The organism is Paenibacillus terreus (genome assembly GCF_042138595.1).
Classification (GTDB): domain Bacteria; phylum Bacillota; class Bacilli; order Paenibacillales; family Paenibacillaceae; genus Paenibacillus; species Paenibacillus terreus.
In genome coordinates this window covers 107,902-124,974 of the sequence record NZ_JBHIRX010000012.1, presented here as the reverse complement: position 1 = coordinate 124,974, position 17,073 = coordinate 107,902, and the positions used below count along the sequence as shown (strand labels likewise).

At 59.9% G+C, this 17,073-nt stretch carries 8 protein-coding genes; 1 reads left to right on the top strand and 7 read right to left on the bottom strand.

What is annotated here, in order from left to right; all coding sequences use genetic code 11:
- Positions 1–290: 290 nt before the first annotated feature.
- The 5 genes from ACE5KN_RS20435 to ACE5KN_RS20415 all read right to left on the bottom strand — a co-directional run bounded on the left by ACE5KN_RS20435 (position 291) and on the right by ACE5KN_RS20415 (position 14,041).
- Positions 291–3,713 carry an AAA family ATPase gene (locus ACE5KN_RS20435; protein ID WP_375526850.1) on the bottom strand — a complete coding sequence of 1,141 codons (3,423 nt, stop codon included), beginning with the start codon at positions 3,711–3,713 and terminating at the stop codon, positions 291–293.
- Positions 3,710–4,894 carry an exonuclease SbcCD subunit D gene (locus ACE5KN_RS20430; protein ID WP_375526849.1) on the bottom strand — a complete coding sequence of 395 codons (1,185 nt, stop codon included), beginning with the start codon at positions 4,892–4,894 and terminating at the stop codon, positions 3,710–3,712. Before ACE5KN_RS20430 ends, ACE5KN_RS20435 begins: the two co-directional genes overlap by 4 nt.
- A 29-nt stretch (positions 4,895–4,923) precedes the next feature.
- Entirely contained in the window at positions 4,924–8,928 is a 4,005-nt protein-coding gene (gene addA, locus ACE5KN_RS20425; RefSeq protein WP_375526848.1) for a helicase-exonuclease AddAB subunit AddA, read from the bottom strand.
- Positions 8,928–12,434 (bottom strand): helicase-exonuclease AddAB subunit AddB, encoded by a 3,507-nt coding sequence (addB, locus tag ACE5KN_RS20420; RefSeq protein WP_375526847.1) that lies wholly within the window; start codon positions 12,432–12,434, stop codon positions 8,928–8,930. The genes addA and addB overlap by 1 nt, the downstream gene beginning before the upstream one ends.
- Positions 12,435–12,664: 230 nt before the next feature.
- Complete coding sequence (locus tag ACE5KN_RS20415; RefSeq protein WP_375526846.1) at positions 12,665–14,041, bottom strand: class I SAM-dependent rRNA methyltransferase; 1,377 nt, start codon at positions 14,039–14,041, stop codon at positions 12,665–12,667.
- A 157-nt stretch (positions 14,042–14,198) separates the two neighbouring features.
- Between ACE5KN_RS20415 and ACE5KN_RS20410 the strand changes: the two genes are divergently transcribed.
- Positions 14,199–15,194: a Na/Pi cotransporter family protein gene (locus ACE5KN_RS20410; protein WP_375526845.1), complete on the top strand. Its 996-nt coding sequence runs from the start codon at positions 14,199–14,201 to the stop codon at positions 15,192–15,194.
- Here the strand turns inward: ACE5KN_RS20410 and ACE5KN_RS20405 are convergent.
- Together ACE5KN_RS20405 and mtaB are read right to left on the bottom strand one after the other, a co-directional pair.
- Positions 15,181–15,621 (bottom strand): NUDIX hydrolase, encoded by a 441-nt coding sequence (locus ACE5KN_RS20405; RefSeq protein ID WP_375526844.1) that lies wholly within the window; start codon positions 15,619–15,621, stop codon positions 15,181–15,183. The two genes, ACE5KN_RS20410 and ACE5KN_RS20405, sit on opposite strands and share 14 nt — an antisense overlap.
- Positions 15,622–15,729: 108 nt before the next feature.
- Positions 15,730–17,073 carry a tRNA (N(6)-L-threonylcarbamoyladenosine(37)-C(2))-methylthiotransferase MtaB gene (gene mtaB / locus ACE5KN_RS20400; protein ID WP_375526899.1) on the bottom strand — a complete coding sequence of 448 codons (1,344 nt, stop codon included), beginning with the start codon at positions 17,071–17,073 and terminating at the stop codon, positions 15,730–15,732.

Genomic DNA, 17,073 nt, shown 5'->3' with positions numbered 1-17,073 from the left:
TTCCGTACCTCCTTAGACTTGCAGGAAAGTTCACATCCCACTTTGCAATATCCTATTCAGATCTGGGCGTTTTGCCACTATGCCCACAAGTCTCATGGAAAACAAAAAGGCCATCCCCGCGTCGCTCAATCCGAGCTCCGCGCGTGGCAGCGGCGCCGGGCACGACTCCCGGCCCCGCTGCCACAGCAGGGATGACTGTCAATAATATGTCGGCTTGGCTGTATTATAACAGCGTGATGAAACTGTATCTGTGATACAAATCACCTGCCCCTGCTGCTTCCATTTTCCGGTTACAGCGTTTCGAGCACGACCCGCGAGCCGCCCCCCGCCTGCTCGGCAGGCAGCACGACCAGCTTGCGCGGCAATCTGGCCCGCAGCTCCGGCACGTGGCTGATGACACCGACCGACAGCTGATCATGATGAAGCTTCTCCAGGGAGGTGATCACCGTATCCAGCAGCTCGGGGTCCAGCGTGCCGAAGCCTTCATCCAGGAAAAAGAACTGGAGTGGATATTGTCCTCGCAGCTGAATCTGCGCGGACAGGGCCAAGGCCAGCGACAGGGAGGTAAGGAAGGTCTCGCCCCCGGACAGGGTGGATACCGGCCGCTTGATGCCTCCGTTAGCATCGTCGCTGATGACAAAGCCGCCGCCGGAATCCACTTCGAGGGCATAGCGCTGCTTCGTCAGGAAGCGCAGCCTGCGCGAAGCCGCCTGGCTGACCTGAATAAGCTGCTCCTCAGCGACATACTCGACAAAGGCATTGCCCCGCAGACAGGACTGCAGCTTGGACAGCTTCTCCGCTTCACGCTGCAGATGACCGCGCCGCTGCTCAAGCTCCATCCAGCGGACATGACGCTGCTGCAAATCCTCCATATCGCGCTCCGCCTTGGCCTTGTTCCTGAGCGCCTCTTCATCCTGTTCTCGGCTCTCCCGCAGCCTGATCAGGCAGGCATTCCACTCCTCAGAGGACCAGCTTGTCCCGGCAAGCCGCTCCTCCAGGTGGCGCAAATGGGACGCAACCTCCTTCTCCCGTTCGCGGTGGCCGTTAACCTCCGCTTCCAGCAGGGCCGCCTGCTCCGGCGGGATGCTGCTCTCCAGCACTTCAGCTTCATTGCCAAACGGCGAGGCGTCAAGCTGGGAAAGCCAGCGCGCTTCGGCCGCAACCTTGCGCTCCGCCGCGGAATCCGCAGCCTGGCGGGCCATAACGGAGGCCTTGGCGGTTTCATGCTTGTGCTCCTCGGCTTCCTTGCGCAGCCGGCTGCAGGTGTCCGCCTGCGATTTCAACTGCGCAAGCCTGCTTCTCGCTTCATCCAGCTGCTGCTGGGCGCTGCCATCGCCGATCCAGGCGTGCAGCCGCTCCGCCTTCTCGCGCAGCAGCGCGTCCTTGCCCTCCAGCTCGGCCCGGCGTGCAATGATAAGCTTGTCCGCTTCGACGACAGCTAGTTCGCTGAGCTGCACGCTGCGGGCCTTCTCTTCCAGGAAGGTCACGCTTATCTCCAGCTTCGACCGGATCTCGTCGGCGCGCATATCGCGCTCCTGCATGGCGCGATACCGCTCCTCCGCGCTGTCCGGCTCCACGCCGGGCAGCTCGCGCTGCCAGCCGCTGCGCAGCTCCTGCGTGCGCGCAGCGGCGCTCTTGCGCTTGCGCTGCGCCTGCGCAAGCGATGCGGCGGCGGCCTCGTGCTCCGCCGCCGCCCGGATGCGCCGCTGCTGCAGCCCGGCCTCCGCCTCCCGCAGGGCGGAGGCCTGCTCGCGCAGCGGCCCGGCGGCCGCGGCCAGCTTCGCCGCCGCGCGTTCGAGCGCGCCGCAGCGGGCCTCCCAGGCCGCGAGGCCATGCGCCGCGTGCGCAGCGGCCTGCGGCTCCTGCACGGCCGCCTCCGCGCCCGCGGCGCTCTCGGCCTGCGGCAGGGCGGCTTCGCCGCCGGCAGGCTGCAGCTGCGCCACGAGGCTGCGCCGCTCATGCAGCTGCTGGCGCAGCTCCAGCCGCAGCTCCTGCAGGCCGGCGCGCAGCCGCTGCAGGCCGTCGGCGGCGGTATGGTCGCCGCTGCCCGCGGCCGCTTGTGCCGGCGCAGGGTGATGCAGCGAGCCGCAGACCGGGCAGGGCTCGCCGTCATGCAGCTCTGCCGCCAGATCCTGCGCCAGCCGGCGCAGCTCGCCGGCCCGGATGTCGCTGCGCAGCGTCTCCTCCGCCGCAGCAAGCGCCATCAGCTCGCGGGCGCAGTCCGCTTCCAGCCGCACCAGCTCGCCGGCCTGCTGCATCGCCGCCTGATACACACCGGCACGAGCAGCTTCCGCCTGCCGGAATTCCGATTCCGTTCGCGCCTGCTCCTCCGCCGCGCCGCGCATGCGCAGCTCCTGGGCCGCAGCCTCCCCTTCGGCTTCCCGCAGCTGCTCCTCTGCCGTCTTCAGCTGCTGCAGCCGCTGCATTGCTTCCTGCAGCAGACGCCGCTCCTCGGCCTTCACCTCGGACTGCTTGAGCTGCTCCTGCAGCTCCTTCTGCCGGTTCAGCCCGCGGCTGTGCAGCTCCCGCTCCTTCTGCAGCTCCTGCTCATGGCGTTTACGCTCCGTCTCGGCCTCGGCAAGCAGGGCGGCAAGCTGATCGCGGCCCGTCCGCAGCGCGTCCGTCTCCTTCTGCAGCTCCAGCGCCTGCTCAAGCTGGTCGATCCGCAGCAGCAGGCGCGGCTCCTCAGCGGCCAGCTCCCGGCCTGCCTGCTCGTCCGCCTGCACAGCCTGCTCCGTCTTCTCTTCAGCCTCACGGGCCAGCGCAGACGCGGCGGCGGCAGAGGACTCGCGTGCCACCGCTTCCGCGGAAGCCTGCTTCCAGTCCTCCAGCGCAGGCTGCAGCGCCCAGGCTGCGGCAGACTGCTTCAGCTTCTTCTCAAGCGCAGCCATTTCACGCTCGCGGACGGCCAGCTCCCGCAGCTCCTCCGTCCTGCGCTGCCGCTCCATTTCGAGGTCGCGGATCTTCGACATGGCTTCCGCCTCACGCGATACCGCCTCAAACTGAACGCGTGAGGACTGCGCATGCTCCACTGCCAGCCGCAGCCGAAGCTCCGCCTCCTTCAGGGCATCTTCACTGGCGTTGCCCAGCCCCTGCTGCTCCGCCGCCAGCGATTTTAAGGCCACATCCGTGTCCTTGACTCTGCGGCTCAGCTTCTGCGCCAGCTGGTCACCATACTTTTCCAGGTGAAACAGCCGCTGCAGCATTTGTCGCCGCTCACTTCCCTTAAGGGACAGGAATTCGGCGAATTTGCCCTGGGGCAGCACTACAGCCCTCGTGAAATCATCCATTTTCAGGCCGATGACGTCCTCAACGCAGCGCGTCACCTCTGCCAGCTTGTCCGCCATCACCTGCTCGCCCTCATCGGTGATCACCACAAAACGGCTGAGCGAATTGCTGACCGACACGCCCGAGGTCCGCTTGAATCTGCGTTCCACCCGGTACCGTTGTGGCCCCTTTGCCGACATCAGCTCAAATGTAAACGCGACGGACAGCGTGTCCTCCGCATGATTCATAATGCCCTGCGTACCGCCAGCGGCACGCTCCACCTTGCCGTATAGCGCCAGCGTAATGGCATCCAGCAGCGTCGATTTCCCGCTCCCGGTCGGCCCGAAAATGCCGAACAACCCCGTTTCCGTCAGCTCCTCGAAGCGGATTTCCTGCTGCTCCCTGTAGCTTTGCAGCCCCGCCACCTTCAGCAATATCGGTTTCATGACACATGCTCCTCCGTTCCGTCGTTCTCCCCGTCTTCCTCGACAAGCTCCAGGAAAAGCTGCACAAGCCCGTCATCCGGCTCGGCCCCTCCGGTCTGGCGCTGGTAAAAGGAGCGAAACAGCTCGTGCAGCGGGATCTCGGAGCGCTGCTGCTCCAGCTCGGCGGCGGCCATTTCCGGGTACACCGGCCTGATATGTACAATCCCGTCACGGCTTTTGCGCAGCCGCTGGATTTCTCCAATTGACATGGCCTCGGTCAGCGTTATTTCCAGATCGATGAACGCATCCGCATCCAGCCCGTCGTCCAGCCAACGATATACTTCCTCCAGCCCTCCTCTGGCACGCCAGCGCACCAGCGGGCGTCCGCTGCTGAGATGCAGCTCCTCAATGCGCACAGGCTGACCGGGAGCAGCTTCAATCAGCGTCACGGACTTGGCTTGTCCCGCCTCGGAGAAGCTGTAGGCAAGCGGCGAACCGCTGTAGCGCAGGATTCCTTCCCCTTTCACATACTGTGGCCGGTGCAAATGTCCCAGGGCGGTATACTGCGCCCCGACGGCCAGTGCCGAAGGATCGACCGTATACGCTCCGCCTACCTGAATGGGCCGTTCGGAGTCGGTTTCCAGCCCCCCCAGCACATAGATATGGCTCATCGCCAGATTGACCGTATCCGGACGAAAGGAAGCAGCCAGCTGTGTCATCAGCCTGGCTACCCGCCGGCTGTACGCCTCGCGGAGCACACCTTCGTCCCCGTCCTCGCTGAGCAGCTCGTTCAGGCGCGCCTCCGAAGGATAGGGAAGCGCAGCGATAACCGCCGTCTCCCCTGTTCTGGGCGCGGTGATACGCACCGCATCCGGGCTGGGCAGCCCCAGCAGTCTGATGCCTTGCTGGCGGACGAGAGGAGTCACGGACGACACCCGTTCCGGCTGGTCATGGTTGCCTGCAATCGCAACGAACTGCCTCCCCCCTTCAGCCAGCCGCGCGGCAGCCTCATAAAACAGCTGCTCCGCCGCTGCGGGCGGATTGACCGTATCATAGACGTCGCCTGCCATCAGGACTAGATCCGCCTGCTGATCCTCAGCCATGCGCACGAGTTCCTCGAGAAAGGCTTCCTGTTCCTTCAGCCTGCTGCGGCCTTCAAGCGTTCTGCCCAGATGCCAGTCGCCCGTATGAAGAATCCTCATCTCTCTTCCTCCTTAAAGTTTTGTGAGCTTTACACCTGGACGCATTCTCCCGAATCAAAGAAATAAAGCCATTTTTCCCCGATCTTCCGGCCAAGAATATCCTCCATCACCCGTGCATACAATTCAAGCTGAAAACGGTACATTTCGGCAAGAGCCACCGTATTCCGGTACTCCGAAATCCGGTCTGTTTTATAATCCAGCAGCACGAGACCCTGCTCATCCTCAAAGAGACAATCGACAATCCCCTTGACCAGCACCGTATCTCCCTCCAGTCCGGCCGGATTCGTGTCATTGTCCAGGGAGATCCCCGGCCGGTGAATGTCCAGCGCCTTCCGGCTTGCCAGCTGTGAAGCCGGCAAGCCGTAGCTGAAAGGCAGTTCCCTCTGTACGGAAGCGGAGCGGAGCAGCCGTTGACCGAGCCCGGTGGCAAAGAAACGCTCAATCTCGCCTGTATCAATCATGTCGGCATGTTGCGGGGCTATGATTTCGGACTGGACCAAGTGTTCTTTCGTTTGCTCAATGATATCGGCATCGACGCTGCCATGAAGGGGAAGATGAAGCATCAGCGTATGATACACCGTCCCCCGCTCAGTGGGACTCAGCCCTTTGTTTTCCATGAATTTCGGACGGCGCAGCCGCAGTCTTTCGAATGCAGGCTGCGGTACAGACGGTTCTCCGCTTACCGCGCTTAGAACATTCGTCCACTCCGCCGCAGGATGCTCCTCACCAGCGACAGTCCGCTTCAGCTCCGTTGCCGACGTATTGGCAGCCGTCCGGCCCGCAATCGCATGCGGATAGGTCCAGGACAGGTCCTTTGCCAACTCGACAGCCTGATCCGCCGCCTCAGTCTGTACAGGCTCCGCCTGTCTGAGCGCTTCCATGCGCCGGCTTCTGTCCGGCATAAGTTCTGCCTCCTGAACGGGCCCCGCCAACGCTCCTGCAGCCGCCGCATCCCTGGAGTGCAAGGATATGATCCATTCTCCCTCACTCGCCTTCAGAGGCTCATATTCCTCCTCCTGCAGACCCGCAGCCTCGCGCAGAACGGCAGCCGATGGATGGCGCAGCAGCGCCGGGCCGATCCAATCGAGATAGCTCCTGCCCGCAGCAAGCAGATAATCAGGCAGCACCTCCTCCAGGCGGTCCTTGATGCCGGCCCAGGAAGCCGCCTGCGCAGCGGCATTGCGTACGGTTGCCGTGATGATCATCTTCTCGCGCGGACGCGTTAAGGCAACGTACAGTACGCGCATTTCCTCCGCGAGCAATTCAAGCTGCGAGCGTCTGCGGATGGCCAGATTCGGCAAGGTCGGATAACTGACCCTGTTGCCGCTGTCGACGAATCTGGGACCAAAGCCGAGCTCTTTATGCATAAGGAACGGCATATTCAGGTCCTGCCTGTTGAACATTTTAGCCGCTCCGGCGATGAAGACAACCGGAAACTCCAGCCCCTTGCTTTTGTGAATGGTCATGATGCGTACAGCTTGTTCAGGCTCCGCAGTAACACCGGATGGCCCCAAATCCCGGCCGTTTTCGCGCAGCCTGGAGATGAACGTCAGGAAACGGAACAGCCCCCGGTTTGCTGTCGTCTGCTCGTATTGAAGAGCACGTTCATACAATGCCTTCAGATTGTTCTGGCGCTGCACGCCTCCGGGCAATCCCCCGTTCCACTCCAGATAACCGGTGTCCTCATACACCCGCCAGATCAGGCCGCTGAGACTGCCCTGAACCGCCTCATGTCTCCAAGCCTCAAGCTGGTCCAGAAAACGCTGCAAAAGCACGACCATTCTCGTTTCAGCAGGGTCGATTCCCTGCTCCTGCGCCGCCTTCTGCATGGATTCAGCCGCTTCATGGCTCTCCGCTGCGCCATGCCTGCCTTCTGCGGCGGCCGCCGCTTCCGCCGTGGCCGCCACAATCGCTTTGGCATTCCGGCCCGCAGCTGCCATAACCGCGTCATAAAAAGAGCCGTCCGGGCGCTTCACCCTGATCCGCGCCAGCTCGTCCTCCGTCAAGCCGACAATGGGCGAACGAAGCACGGATGCCAGCGGGATGTCCTGCCGCGGATTATCTATCACGTGCAGCAGGGACAGCATCACCTCGACCTCGGTTGCCTTGAAGAAACCCTTCGTCTGCTCCCCGGCCGCCGGAATGCCGGCCAGCCGCAGCTCCTCCACCAGCAGCGGAGCCCATACCGCCGCCGAACGCAGCAAAATGACAATATCGCCGTAGCCGGCAGGCCGCATCGTTTTGAGCCCCTTGTCATATACCTGCAGCGCAGGTCCGGTATCCCCGACGATTTCCCGGATGCGGCCCGCGATCAGCCGCGCTTCCAGCTGTGCCGTTTCCAGCTCGGCCAGCTCTTCTTCCGGGGCGGCTGTCCCCTCCTCGATTTCATCTGTCTGAGCAGAGGGACCCGCTGCTCCTTTATCAATCAGAATCAGCTCAGGCTGATAAGGATTCGTGCTCTCTCCAGAAGCCTCCGGAAAATCCGCTCCGTGCACCAGCTCGGCCCGCGCATCGTAATCAATCTCGGCCACATCTGCGCTCATAATCTGGCGGAACAGCAGATTGACCGCCTCCACCACCTCGCGGCGGCTGCGGAAATTGCGCGCCAGATCAATCAGCAATCCAGGCTCTTCCAGTTCGCCAAAACGGCGGTACTTGTCCAGGAACAAGCCGGGCTCGGCCAATCTGAAACGGTAAATGCTCTGCTTGACGTCGCCGACCATAAAACGATTCCCGGGCTGCGAGCGTGACAGCAGGCGCACGATGTCCTCCTGCACCGTATTCGTATCCTGATATTCGTCCAGCAGCACTTCGTCAAAACGCGCCTGATACTCCAGCGCCGCATCCGAAGGAAGCAACTGCCCCGGCGTTGAATCCGGATGCCGCAAGATGTGCAGACAATAATGCTCCAGATCCCCGAAATCGACAAGACCCTTGCCTTGCTTTTCCCTGCGGAATCTCTCCCCGAACGCAATAACAGTTTCCGCAAGCTCCTCCATCAGCGGAGCAGCCTCGTTCAGCTCGGTCAGAAACTGCTCAGGCGGACGTCCGAAAAGGGACGATTTCAGGTCGGTCAGAGCTTTCTTGGCCCGCTCCCGCAGCGACTTGACCCGCTCCTGCAGCTCTGCATCGGTCTGATCCTTTTTGACAGGCTTCAGCTTGCCGAAGGCTGCCGTTTGAAACGTGTCATACAGCCGTTCCCAGGGCTCATGCTCAAGCGAATACTGAAGCCCTTCCACCATTTGCATTTCGTCCACAAGTGTCTGGGCATAAGGCGCGGGGCCTCCCGGCAGCATGGCCAGGGCATGTGCCTGCTCCAGCAGACTGTGTACGCCGCGCAGCTCAAGCCGCGCATCGGCGGTGATGCTGGCGGCCCAGGAAGTCGCCCCCAGTTCGGCAACGCTGTTTACACGGAAAGCAGCAGCCGTCTTCCGCAGCCAATGCTCCGGCCAGGGATGGCTCTGCGCGAAATCATACAGACGCTGCACCAGCCCGTATACCGCGTCATCGGTCCGCTCTCCGCTGAACCAGTCCACCATCAAACGGAAGACGCTGCCGTCAGGGTGTTCGCCATACTTCTCCTCGAACAGCTCCTCCAGCAGCTCCTGCCGCATCAGCTCCGTTTCATGCTCATTCATGATCCGGAAGCCGGGGTCGAGCGGAATCGCCTGGTAGTGGCGCCGGATCACCTCCATACAGAAGGAGTGAAGCGTCGTGATGGACGCCCTGCCGAGCAGCGACAGCTGACGCCGCAAATGGTCGCTTCCGGGATTGTCCTCCAGCGCGCGTTCCAGCGCCTCGCGGATTCTGTGGCGCATTTCGGAAGCGGCAGCCTTCGTAAAGGTCGCCACCAGCAGCCGGTCTACACTGAAGCCCAGCTCCGGATCAGCGATTTTACGGATAATTCGTTCGACCAGCACTGCCGTTTTGCCTGAGCCTGCCGCCGCTGCCACCAGCATATCGTCTCCGGACTGCACAATGGCCTGCCACTGCTCGTCGCTCCAGAAGCTGCCTTCCGGTTTTGGTATGTGCATCACTCCATCCTCCCTCCTTCATTTTTATCCAGCATGTCCCACAGCTGTTCTTTTCCAGGCTTCGCCAAATGCTTATACCTGCTCCCTTCCAGACTGTCGTCGAACTGGCATACGGGTCTGTAGGAGCAAAAATCGCAGGCCGTCTCCTGCAGGATGCGATAAGGAACGATATCAACCTCGCCTTCCGTCATCCGTGTCCCGATATTTCGGATATTGCTGCGCACGGTGGAGAGCAGCGATTTCCACTGCTCCGGACTCGCCACCGCCGCACTGCTGTAAAAACCGCCATCCGCCTTGACCGCAACGGGCAAAATAGCCGAATGGCCTTTGTCCAGTTCCGCATCCATTTTGGCGATGACGTCACGATCGGCCAGCAGCAGGCCCTTCATCTTGAAACGTTTCAGCAGCTCCTGCTCTGCCTGCCCGGCGCTCATGCCGTTGGCGGATTGCAGCAGCGGATTATGCACATGGAAATACAGGGTGCCGGCCGGATAAGCAGGCTCTCCCAGCCATTGCTCCGCTCCTTCCAGCAGCACATCCAGATAAGTCAGCATCTGCAGGGCAAGACCGTAATACACCTCGTGCAGCTTCAAATCCTTATGGCTCGATTTATAGTCAATGACCCGCAACAGCAGGCCCTCTTCTCCTTCCGCCACATCGACCCGGTCAATTCGCCCGATCACTTCCATCACCACGCCGTTCTCCAGCTCAAACGTCAGCGGCGGCAGCTCCTTGCCCGGACCGAAATCCAGCTCAAGACCGAGTGGTTCAAAGCTTCCCCTGCGGGCATGTTCGCCCAGAATGAGGGAGGCCCGGCCGACGATATCCTTCAGCTTGCGGAAAATATAACCGTAACGCTTCGAGCTCAGCAAAATTTGGCCCTGCAGGCGCGGTGCCAACCGGTCAACGGTCGTCTCCGCTTCCCGCCGACATTCCTCCGCACTGAGGCTGCCCCAGCTGCGGTTGTTTTCCTTCAAGCGAGCCGCCATGCTTCCCAGAGCTGCGTGAAACAGCTGCCCGATGTCCGGCGCCTTCAGCTTATAGACTTGACGCTCCTTCAGCTTCAATCCATGAGACGCAAAATGCGAAAACGGACAGGCCACAAAACGCTCCATCCGCGATACGCTCGTCCGCAGCCGCTTGCCGTACAGTACCCGGCTCGTCTCCTGCCGCAGCGGCTGAGCCCGGTTTTCATAGAACAGGGAGGTCAGCAGGGTTTCCAGCTTCACCCGATTCTCTCCGCTGTTATCCGCATACCAGTTGTAGACCTCCCACCACGGCTCGGCAATGTCCGCGCCGCGCAGCCACTGCCGCAGCTGCACGATAAGCTGGGACAGCGCTTCGGGCGCATGCAGCGCATATTCAGACTGGTCTGTCCAATCCGTTCCCGGCAAGGGCTGGCTGAGCAGGGGCTTTTCCTTCAGCCCCTTGAACATCATGCGCAAATGCCTGATGTATTCCGACGGCAGCAGCGTTCTGCCCTCTTCATCGGCGACCGGATAGCTGACCCACAGCTTGCGTCCCGCCGAGGTCATCGCCGTATACGCGAGAAAACGCTCATCCAGCAGTCTGCGTGTCACATCCGGAGCAAGCGCGACTCCCTGCTCGGACAGCCTGCTGCGCTCCTCCTCGCTGAGCACGCCTTCTTCCTGTGGCACGGCTGGCATGACACCTTCGTTTACACCCAGCAAAAAAGCATACTGAATGCCGCTGACCCGGGTACGGTCAGGGCTTCCGACCAGCACCTGATCCAGCGCTGGGGGAATGAGGGCCAGCCGGTATTCCGCCAGCCCCGTTTCCAGCATGCCTGCAAACAGCTCGAACGGCAGCTTCTCTTCGCCCACCATCTCATGGATCTGATCCAGCAGCTCCAGCACGGCATCCCAGATCTGACTGTGCTCCCGCGCACGCTCAGGTTCTCCCCGCTCCTGCGCATAACCAATCATCAGATCCAGCTTGCTGCCTATGCCGGCGTCCTCCAACAGGCGGTATACCGCCTCGCATTGCTCTCTGGCGGTTTTGGCCCTGGACATCCTTTTCTCAAAAGCATGCAGCGGCACAACTACAGCTGCCCGGCACCGCTCCATCCGCTCCAGCGTTTCGTCACGGGCCTTAATACGCTCGGTTTCCTCCATCTCCAGCGACAGGTTTGGCACGGCCTGCCAAGGTCTGCCGTCCGTCCAGCGGCTGCCCTGAATGCCACAGGCCAGTACATAATTCTCCAGCTCGTCCATGCAGTCGCGGGTCACACTCCCGTCCGGAGGAAGCAGCAGGTCGGTCTTCACCGCCCGGAACACATCCTCATAACGCCAGCGCCTGCGCACAATATCCAGCGAAGCACGCACAAATTCAACCAGGGGATGATGCAGAATATCCCGCTTCTGGTCAATAAAGAGGGGAACCTCATATTTTGCGAACAGAGGCTCCAGCAGATGCTCATAATCGGCAGGATTGCGGACGAACAGGGCCATGTCGCGGTAGCGCACCCCTTCATCACGCGCCAGCCGCCTCATTTCACGAATTGCTCCTTCCAGCTCGGCGCGGCGGTCTGCTGCGGCATACAGCTCGATGCCGGCCGGGGGCTCAGGGAATGCCCAAACTCTGCGCCGGTCAAATTCGGCTTCCAGATGGGCAAGCCCCGGACTTGCAGCGAAACGCGGCAAAACCTCGGGCTGCAGCGCTTCAACACGGACGTCTATGCTCCGCTCCCGGGCCATGCCCTGCAGCTTCACATACACCGAGGCCGTTGAATGAAAGAGATCCAGCTCATGCGGCAGACGTTCAGGCTCATATGCCCGGTCCAGCGTCAGGGACACTGTCAAGGAAGCGGAAGACAGCAGCAGCTGTTCGATCACTTTATATTCCTGCGGCGTAAATCCGCGGTACCCGTCCAGCCAAACGTCGGCGCCATCCAGCCAGGCAGAGTGCGGAAGCTGGGCGGCCAGTCGCATCATCGTATCCTCGCCATCCAGATACATGGGGGCCAGCTCCTGCTCGAAATCCCTGTACAAGGTCAAAATATCCTGAATTTTGCTGTTCAGAATCGGCGAACCCGGTCCGCCCTGTATCCGTTCCAACTGCTCAGGCAGGGAGGCAGGATTCTCACCGTACCTTTTAAATTCGGTGAACAAGGCGTTCAAACGGTCGACAAACCCGAGCTGGTCGCCTGAATCGCGGAACACCTGCAGCTCGTCCTTTCTGCGGCGCACAATTTTATAAAGCAGCATTTTCTTGCCTTCTTCCGTCACGGGGGTCCGCGCCGCGCCTCCTGTCTCCTGCATGACTCTGTATGCGAGACGGCGGAAACCCAACACCTGGGCGCGCACGCTTCCCTTGATTTCACGCGATGACAGCAGAGCGTGCTCTGTATGGAAGGTTGCCTGTTCCGGAACAAGCAGAATAAGCGGCTTGCCCTGCGGCTGCTCCTTCAGCTTCCCAATGATTTCTTCGCGAATCCGCGTCGTTTTGCCGCTGCCCGAGCGGCCGATCAAAAAACGGAGTGACATCGGCAGTCTCCCTCCAACTCTATTTCAGCATGCTGCTTGGTGATGTAATGCTTGACATAAAACAGCATGCGGCAGTTCGTTTTAAATAACTATAAGTATACCACAACAGCTGCCAAAAGAACGTATGTTTGGATGAAAAAGCAAAGCAAAAACCCCTTGAGCAAGCAGGCAGCAGCCTGCCTTTCAAAGGGTGATTGCGATTTTTTTCCTTTTATTACCTTGTTGTATCCTTACATCCTGGCACGGCTCCGTACCTCGAAGATGGCAAATTTCAGGTAATGGCCCTCGTCCACTCCCAGAATTTGCGGATGGTCTTTGCCTGCGGCCCGCCATTCTACAAGGCGCAGAATCTTGCCCGCATCCGCCGCCGCTTCCTGAATCGTATCCAGAAAAAGGTCCGGACGCATATGGTAGGAGCAGCTTGCCGTGACCAGATAACCGCCTTCGTTGACGAGCTTCATGCCGTGCAGGTTAATGTCCTTATACCCTCTGCACGCGCCCTTGACGGCGCTTTTCGTTTTCGCAAATGCCGGCGGGTCCAGGATTACAACGTCAAAGGTCCGGCCTCCCCCGGCCGCCAGCGGCTTGGAGGTGTCGACTTTCTTCTGTCCGGCCTCCGCGCGCTGCGTCCGCTCCTCCGCTCCCTTGACATGCTCCCGCAAGTATTTGAACGCGTCTTCGACCACAAATTCGACCCGGTCCTCAAAGCCGTTCAGACGTACGTTTTCCCGCGCACTCTCGATCGCATGCTCCGAAATATCAAGGCAGGTAACCTTCTTGGCCCCGTATTTACAGGCATTCAGGGTGAAGCTTCCCGTATGGGAGAAGCATTCCAGCACGGTTGCTCCATCCCAAAAGGGGAATTCCACGATTTTGCCGCTTTTATTGACAGGTCTTTGCACCTGCTGTCCGTCGACTTCGACCGTCTGCAGCGTTATACCGCTTCTTGCCCCCCATCCCTTCATGAGCGGAGCGATGGAAGCCCGGTTCTCGCGCTGGTCGAAGAAGTAACCTGTCTTCTGCCCTTCCACAATATCCACTTTGATGAGAAGTCCGTTCTCCGTAACGGTGACATGACGCGGGCATTCACCGTAAAGCGGTCCTTTGCGCTGCTCTAACCCTTCAAGCTCGCGGATGGACACATCGCTGCGTTCATAAATCCCGGCAGGCCCGAACACCTCGACCAGAGCCGCGGTGATTTCCTCCCGACATTGATCCATGCCAAGCGTAAGCAGCTGCACCACCAGCACATCCTTAAACCGGTCCACGATCAGGCCTGGCAGAAAATCCGCCTCCCCGTACACCAGCCTGTAGGCATCCCCCTCAGGAATAAAGCGATGACGGTGCTTCAGGCATTCGCGGAACCGGTCTGCAAAAAAAGCTCTGTCCATCCGCTCCAGGGGCTGATAGGACACCACCCGTACGGTAATTTGTGAAGCGGGATTATAATAACCGGACGCCAGGAAGCGGCCTTGGTGATTCAGAACGGCCACCACTTCTCCAGGAGACGGCTCGCCTTCCACGGCTGCAATTTCGTTTTTAAAAATCCAGGGATGCCCCTGTTCCAGCCTTTTCCTGCGGCTGCGCTCCAATATAACTGATGCCACTGCATTACACTCCTCTGTTTGCAAAAAACGGCGTCTGTGCCGCTTTCCGGTATGTTCGCTCATTTAACCTGTCATGGTTGTCCGCACTGCCGCATATACGTGGTATAGCCGTTTTTTCAACCAAAACAGCGAATTGGATCGGAAAGGAGATTCCTCCGTGTTCTTTCATGTGATACTTCCTCTGTCAGGCGGTCTGCTCGTTTTCCTTGGGGGCATGAAGCTGATGGAAGCCGCGCTCAGGCAGCTGGGCGGTCCGCTGCTGTCCAAATGGCTGAACAGCGCCACAGCTTCCCCCTTGAAAGGGCTTCTCTTCAGCTCCGGCCTTACCGCCCTGCTGCAAAGCAGCACGGCCGTCACCGTGCTAACCATCGGGCTTGTCAACGCCGGGCTGCTCACCTACGGGCGCACGCTCGGCATTATTCTAGGCACGAATATCGGCACCGTTGTTACGACCGAGCTGCTCGGCCTGCAGCTTGGGCGATGGGCCATGCCCCTGCTTGTCACGTCGCTGCTGGCCTGGGCAGTGTCCGTAATCATCGTGGAGCGCCAAGCCTCTTTCCGCGCCGGTCCACCGCGCCGGCTGCTTGCCTTTCAATATGCCAGCCTTGCCTGCGCCGGTTTCGCTCTGCTGCTCGGCGGCATCCGGGTCATGCAGGCCATCGGCCCCTGGGTCACTGACGCCGGTATGTTCCGCTGGTTCCTTGAACGCTCCGAAGACAGCATGTGGTGGGCCTTCACCGCCGGTGCCTGCCTGACAGCCATCATTCACAGCAGCGCTGCCGTCATCGGCACCGCCATCAGTCTGGCGGCGGCAGGTGCGCTCCCGGTGGAGGTCGGCATCGGGATCGTGATCGGCTCCAATGTCGGCACCTGTGTCACCGCCCTGATCGCCGCCATTGGCGGCAGCCGTGCGGGTCACTTTGTAGCCTGGTCGCACACCGGACTCAACATTGCCGGCGCGCTCCTGTTCATGCCTTTTATCGACAGGCTGGCACAAGCGGCCGCCTGGATGTCCTCCGGCGCGGGAGCCCAGATCGCCCATGCTCAAACCCTGTTCAATGTGATCTGTTCCCTTGCCGTTCTGCCTTTATGTTATTTGCCGTTCTGGGAGCGGATGGGCTCCCTGCCAACTGTGCCGCCTACTGCACGCTGATGTTGAGCAGGGCAAGCCCCCTGCGCAGAATGGCGTCATTGTTGTCGTAGCCGCCCTCTCTCTGTCTGCGCCATGCCGCCTGGGGCTCGTACCACTCAACACCCTTGATTTCTTCTTCTTGGGCCTTCAGCGTTCCGTCTACGGCTTCAACCAAATAATAATGGACCTCTTTATCCACTTCGCCGTACTCCGCATGCTGGTAAGTATAAGCAATGATATCGACTTTATCCGTAATGCGGCCCGTAATTCCGGTTTCCTCCAAAATTTCACGCAGCGCGGTCTGTTCCACCGTCTCGCCCGGCTCCATCTTGCCTTTGGCGAGCGATATTTTACCGTACCGGTCTGTAATCAGCTGGATTTCAAGCTCTCCGTCCTCACGGCGGCGGTATACGACGCCTCCTGCAGATATCTCTTTTCTGGCGGCCATCTCTGCTTCCCCTTTCTTTGTACAACAAGGATTTCATCCTCCCGAAGATGGAAAGACGAAATCCTTGAGGTCTCTTCTGTAAAGCTCACATTGCCTGATGACCTGTTCTTACAGCGCAGTCGGCAGCCCCGTATCCATGACACGGACAAGCTGGCCCCTGCTTTCGTTAACGCCCGCTTCAGTCATTTTGACGCGGACAACCTTGCCGATCATATCCTTCGAGCCTTCGAACACCATCTGGATATAGTTGTCGCTGTAGCCGTGCAGCAGTCCTTTTCCTGCGGAGCCCTTAGGCTCTCCCTCCGGAATCACTTCAAGCACCTGACCAACGAACTTCTGTGCATAGGCAAGCTGCATCTGCTCGGAAAGGTCAATCAGCTCGTGCACGCGCGCGTTCTTCACTTCCTCGTCTACCTGGTCCTCCATTCGGGCGGCCGGTGTGCCGCTGCGTTTGGAGTACGGGAAGACGTGCATTTCCGAGAAGCCGATTTTCTTCATGAGCTCATAGCCGTTGCGGAACATTTCGTCTGTTTCGCCCGGGAAGCCGACGATGACGTCCGTCGTAATCGCTACATCCGGCATCGCCTTGCGGATCATCAGCATTTTGTTATAAAACTCTTCGGTTGTATATTTGCGGCGCATCCGTTTCAGCACGGTATCGTCCCCGGCCTGCAGCGGGATATGGAAATGACGCACAAGCTTGCCGGAGCGGTTCAGCACATCCAGCATTTTCTCGTCAATCTGACTCGCTTCGATGGAGCTGATGCGGATGCGCTCCAGCCCGTCCACCTTTTCAAGATCCCATAGCAGATCGGACAGGTCGTAATTCTCCATGTCGTCGCCGTATCCGCCGGTATGGATGCCTGTCAGCACGATTTCCTTGTAGCCCGCCTGCACGAGCTGACGCGCCTGCTTGATAATGCTCTGCGGGTCACGGCTGCGGGACAGCCCGCGCGACCATGGAATAATGCAGAATGTGCAGAAGTTGTTGCAGCCGTCCTGAATTTTCAGGAAAGCACGGGTACGGTCCGCAAAATCGGGAACGTCCATCTCTTCGAACACGCGTGTTTTCATAATGTTGCGCACGGCGTTGATCGGCTGGCGAGACTCCTGAATTTGTTTTACATATGGCAAAATTTTATCACGGTCCTGCGTGCCGATAACCAGATCCACACCGGGGATGTCCATGATCTCCGCAGGGGAAGTCTGTGCATAACAGCCTGTTACGGCGATGACCGCATCCGGGTTGCGGCGAATGGCACGCCGGATAATTTGGCGGCTCTTCTTGTCTCCTGTATTCGTTACGGTGCAGGTATTGATCAAGTAAACATCGGCAGTCTGCTCTTCAAAGTCGACCTGCTCGTAGCCCTCTTTTTTGAATAGCTGCCAGATCGCTTCTGTATCATAAAAGTTGACTTTGCAGCCAAGCGTATAAAATGCCACGGACGGCAT

Bases quoted from the DNA above. Each gene is read 5' to 3' on its own strand.
- ACE5KN_RS20435 (WP_375526850.1), bottom strand. From the start codon at position 3,713: ATGAAACCGATATTGCTGAAGGTGGCGGGGCTGCAAAGCTACAGGGAG.
- ACE5KN_RS20430 (WP_375526849.1), bottom strand. From the start codon at position 4,894: ATGAGGATTCTTCATACGGGCGACTGGCATCTGGGCAGAACGCTTGAA.
- addA (WP_375526848.1), bottom strand. From the start codon at position 8,928: ATGCACATACCAAAACCGGAAGGCAGCTTCTGGAGCGACGAGCAGTGG.
- addB (WP_375526847.1), bottom strand. From the start codon at position 12,434: ATGTCACTCCGTTTTTTGATCGGCCGCTCGGGCAGCGGCAAAACGACG.
- ACE5KN_RS20405 (WP_375526844.1), bottom strand. From the start codon at position 15,621: ATGGCCGCCAGAAAAGAGATATCTGCAGGAGGCGTCGTATACCGCCGC.
- mtaB (WP_375526899.1), bottom strand. From the start codon at position 17,073: ATGCCGTCCGTGGCATTTTATACGCTTGGCTGCAAAGTCAACTTTTAT.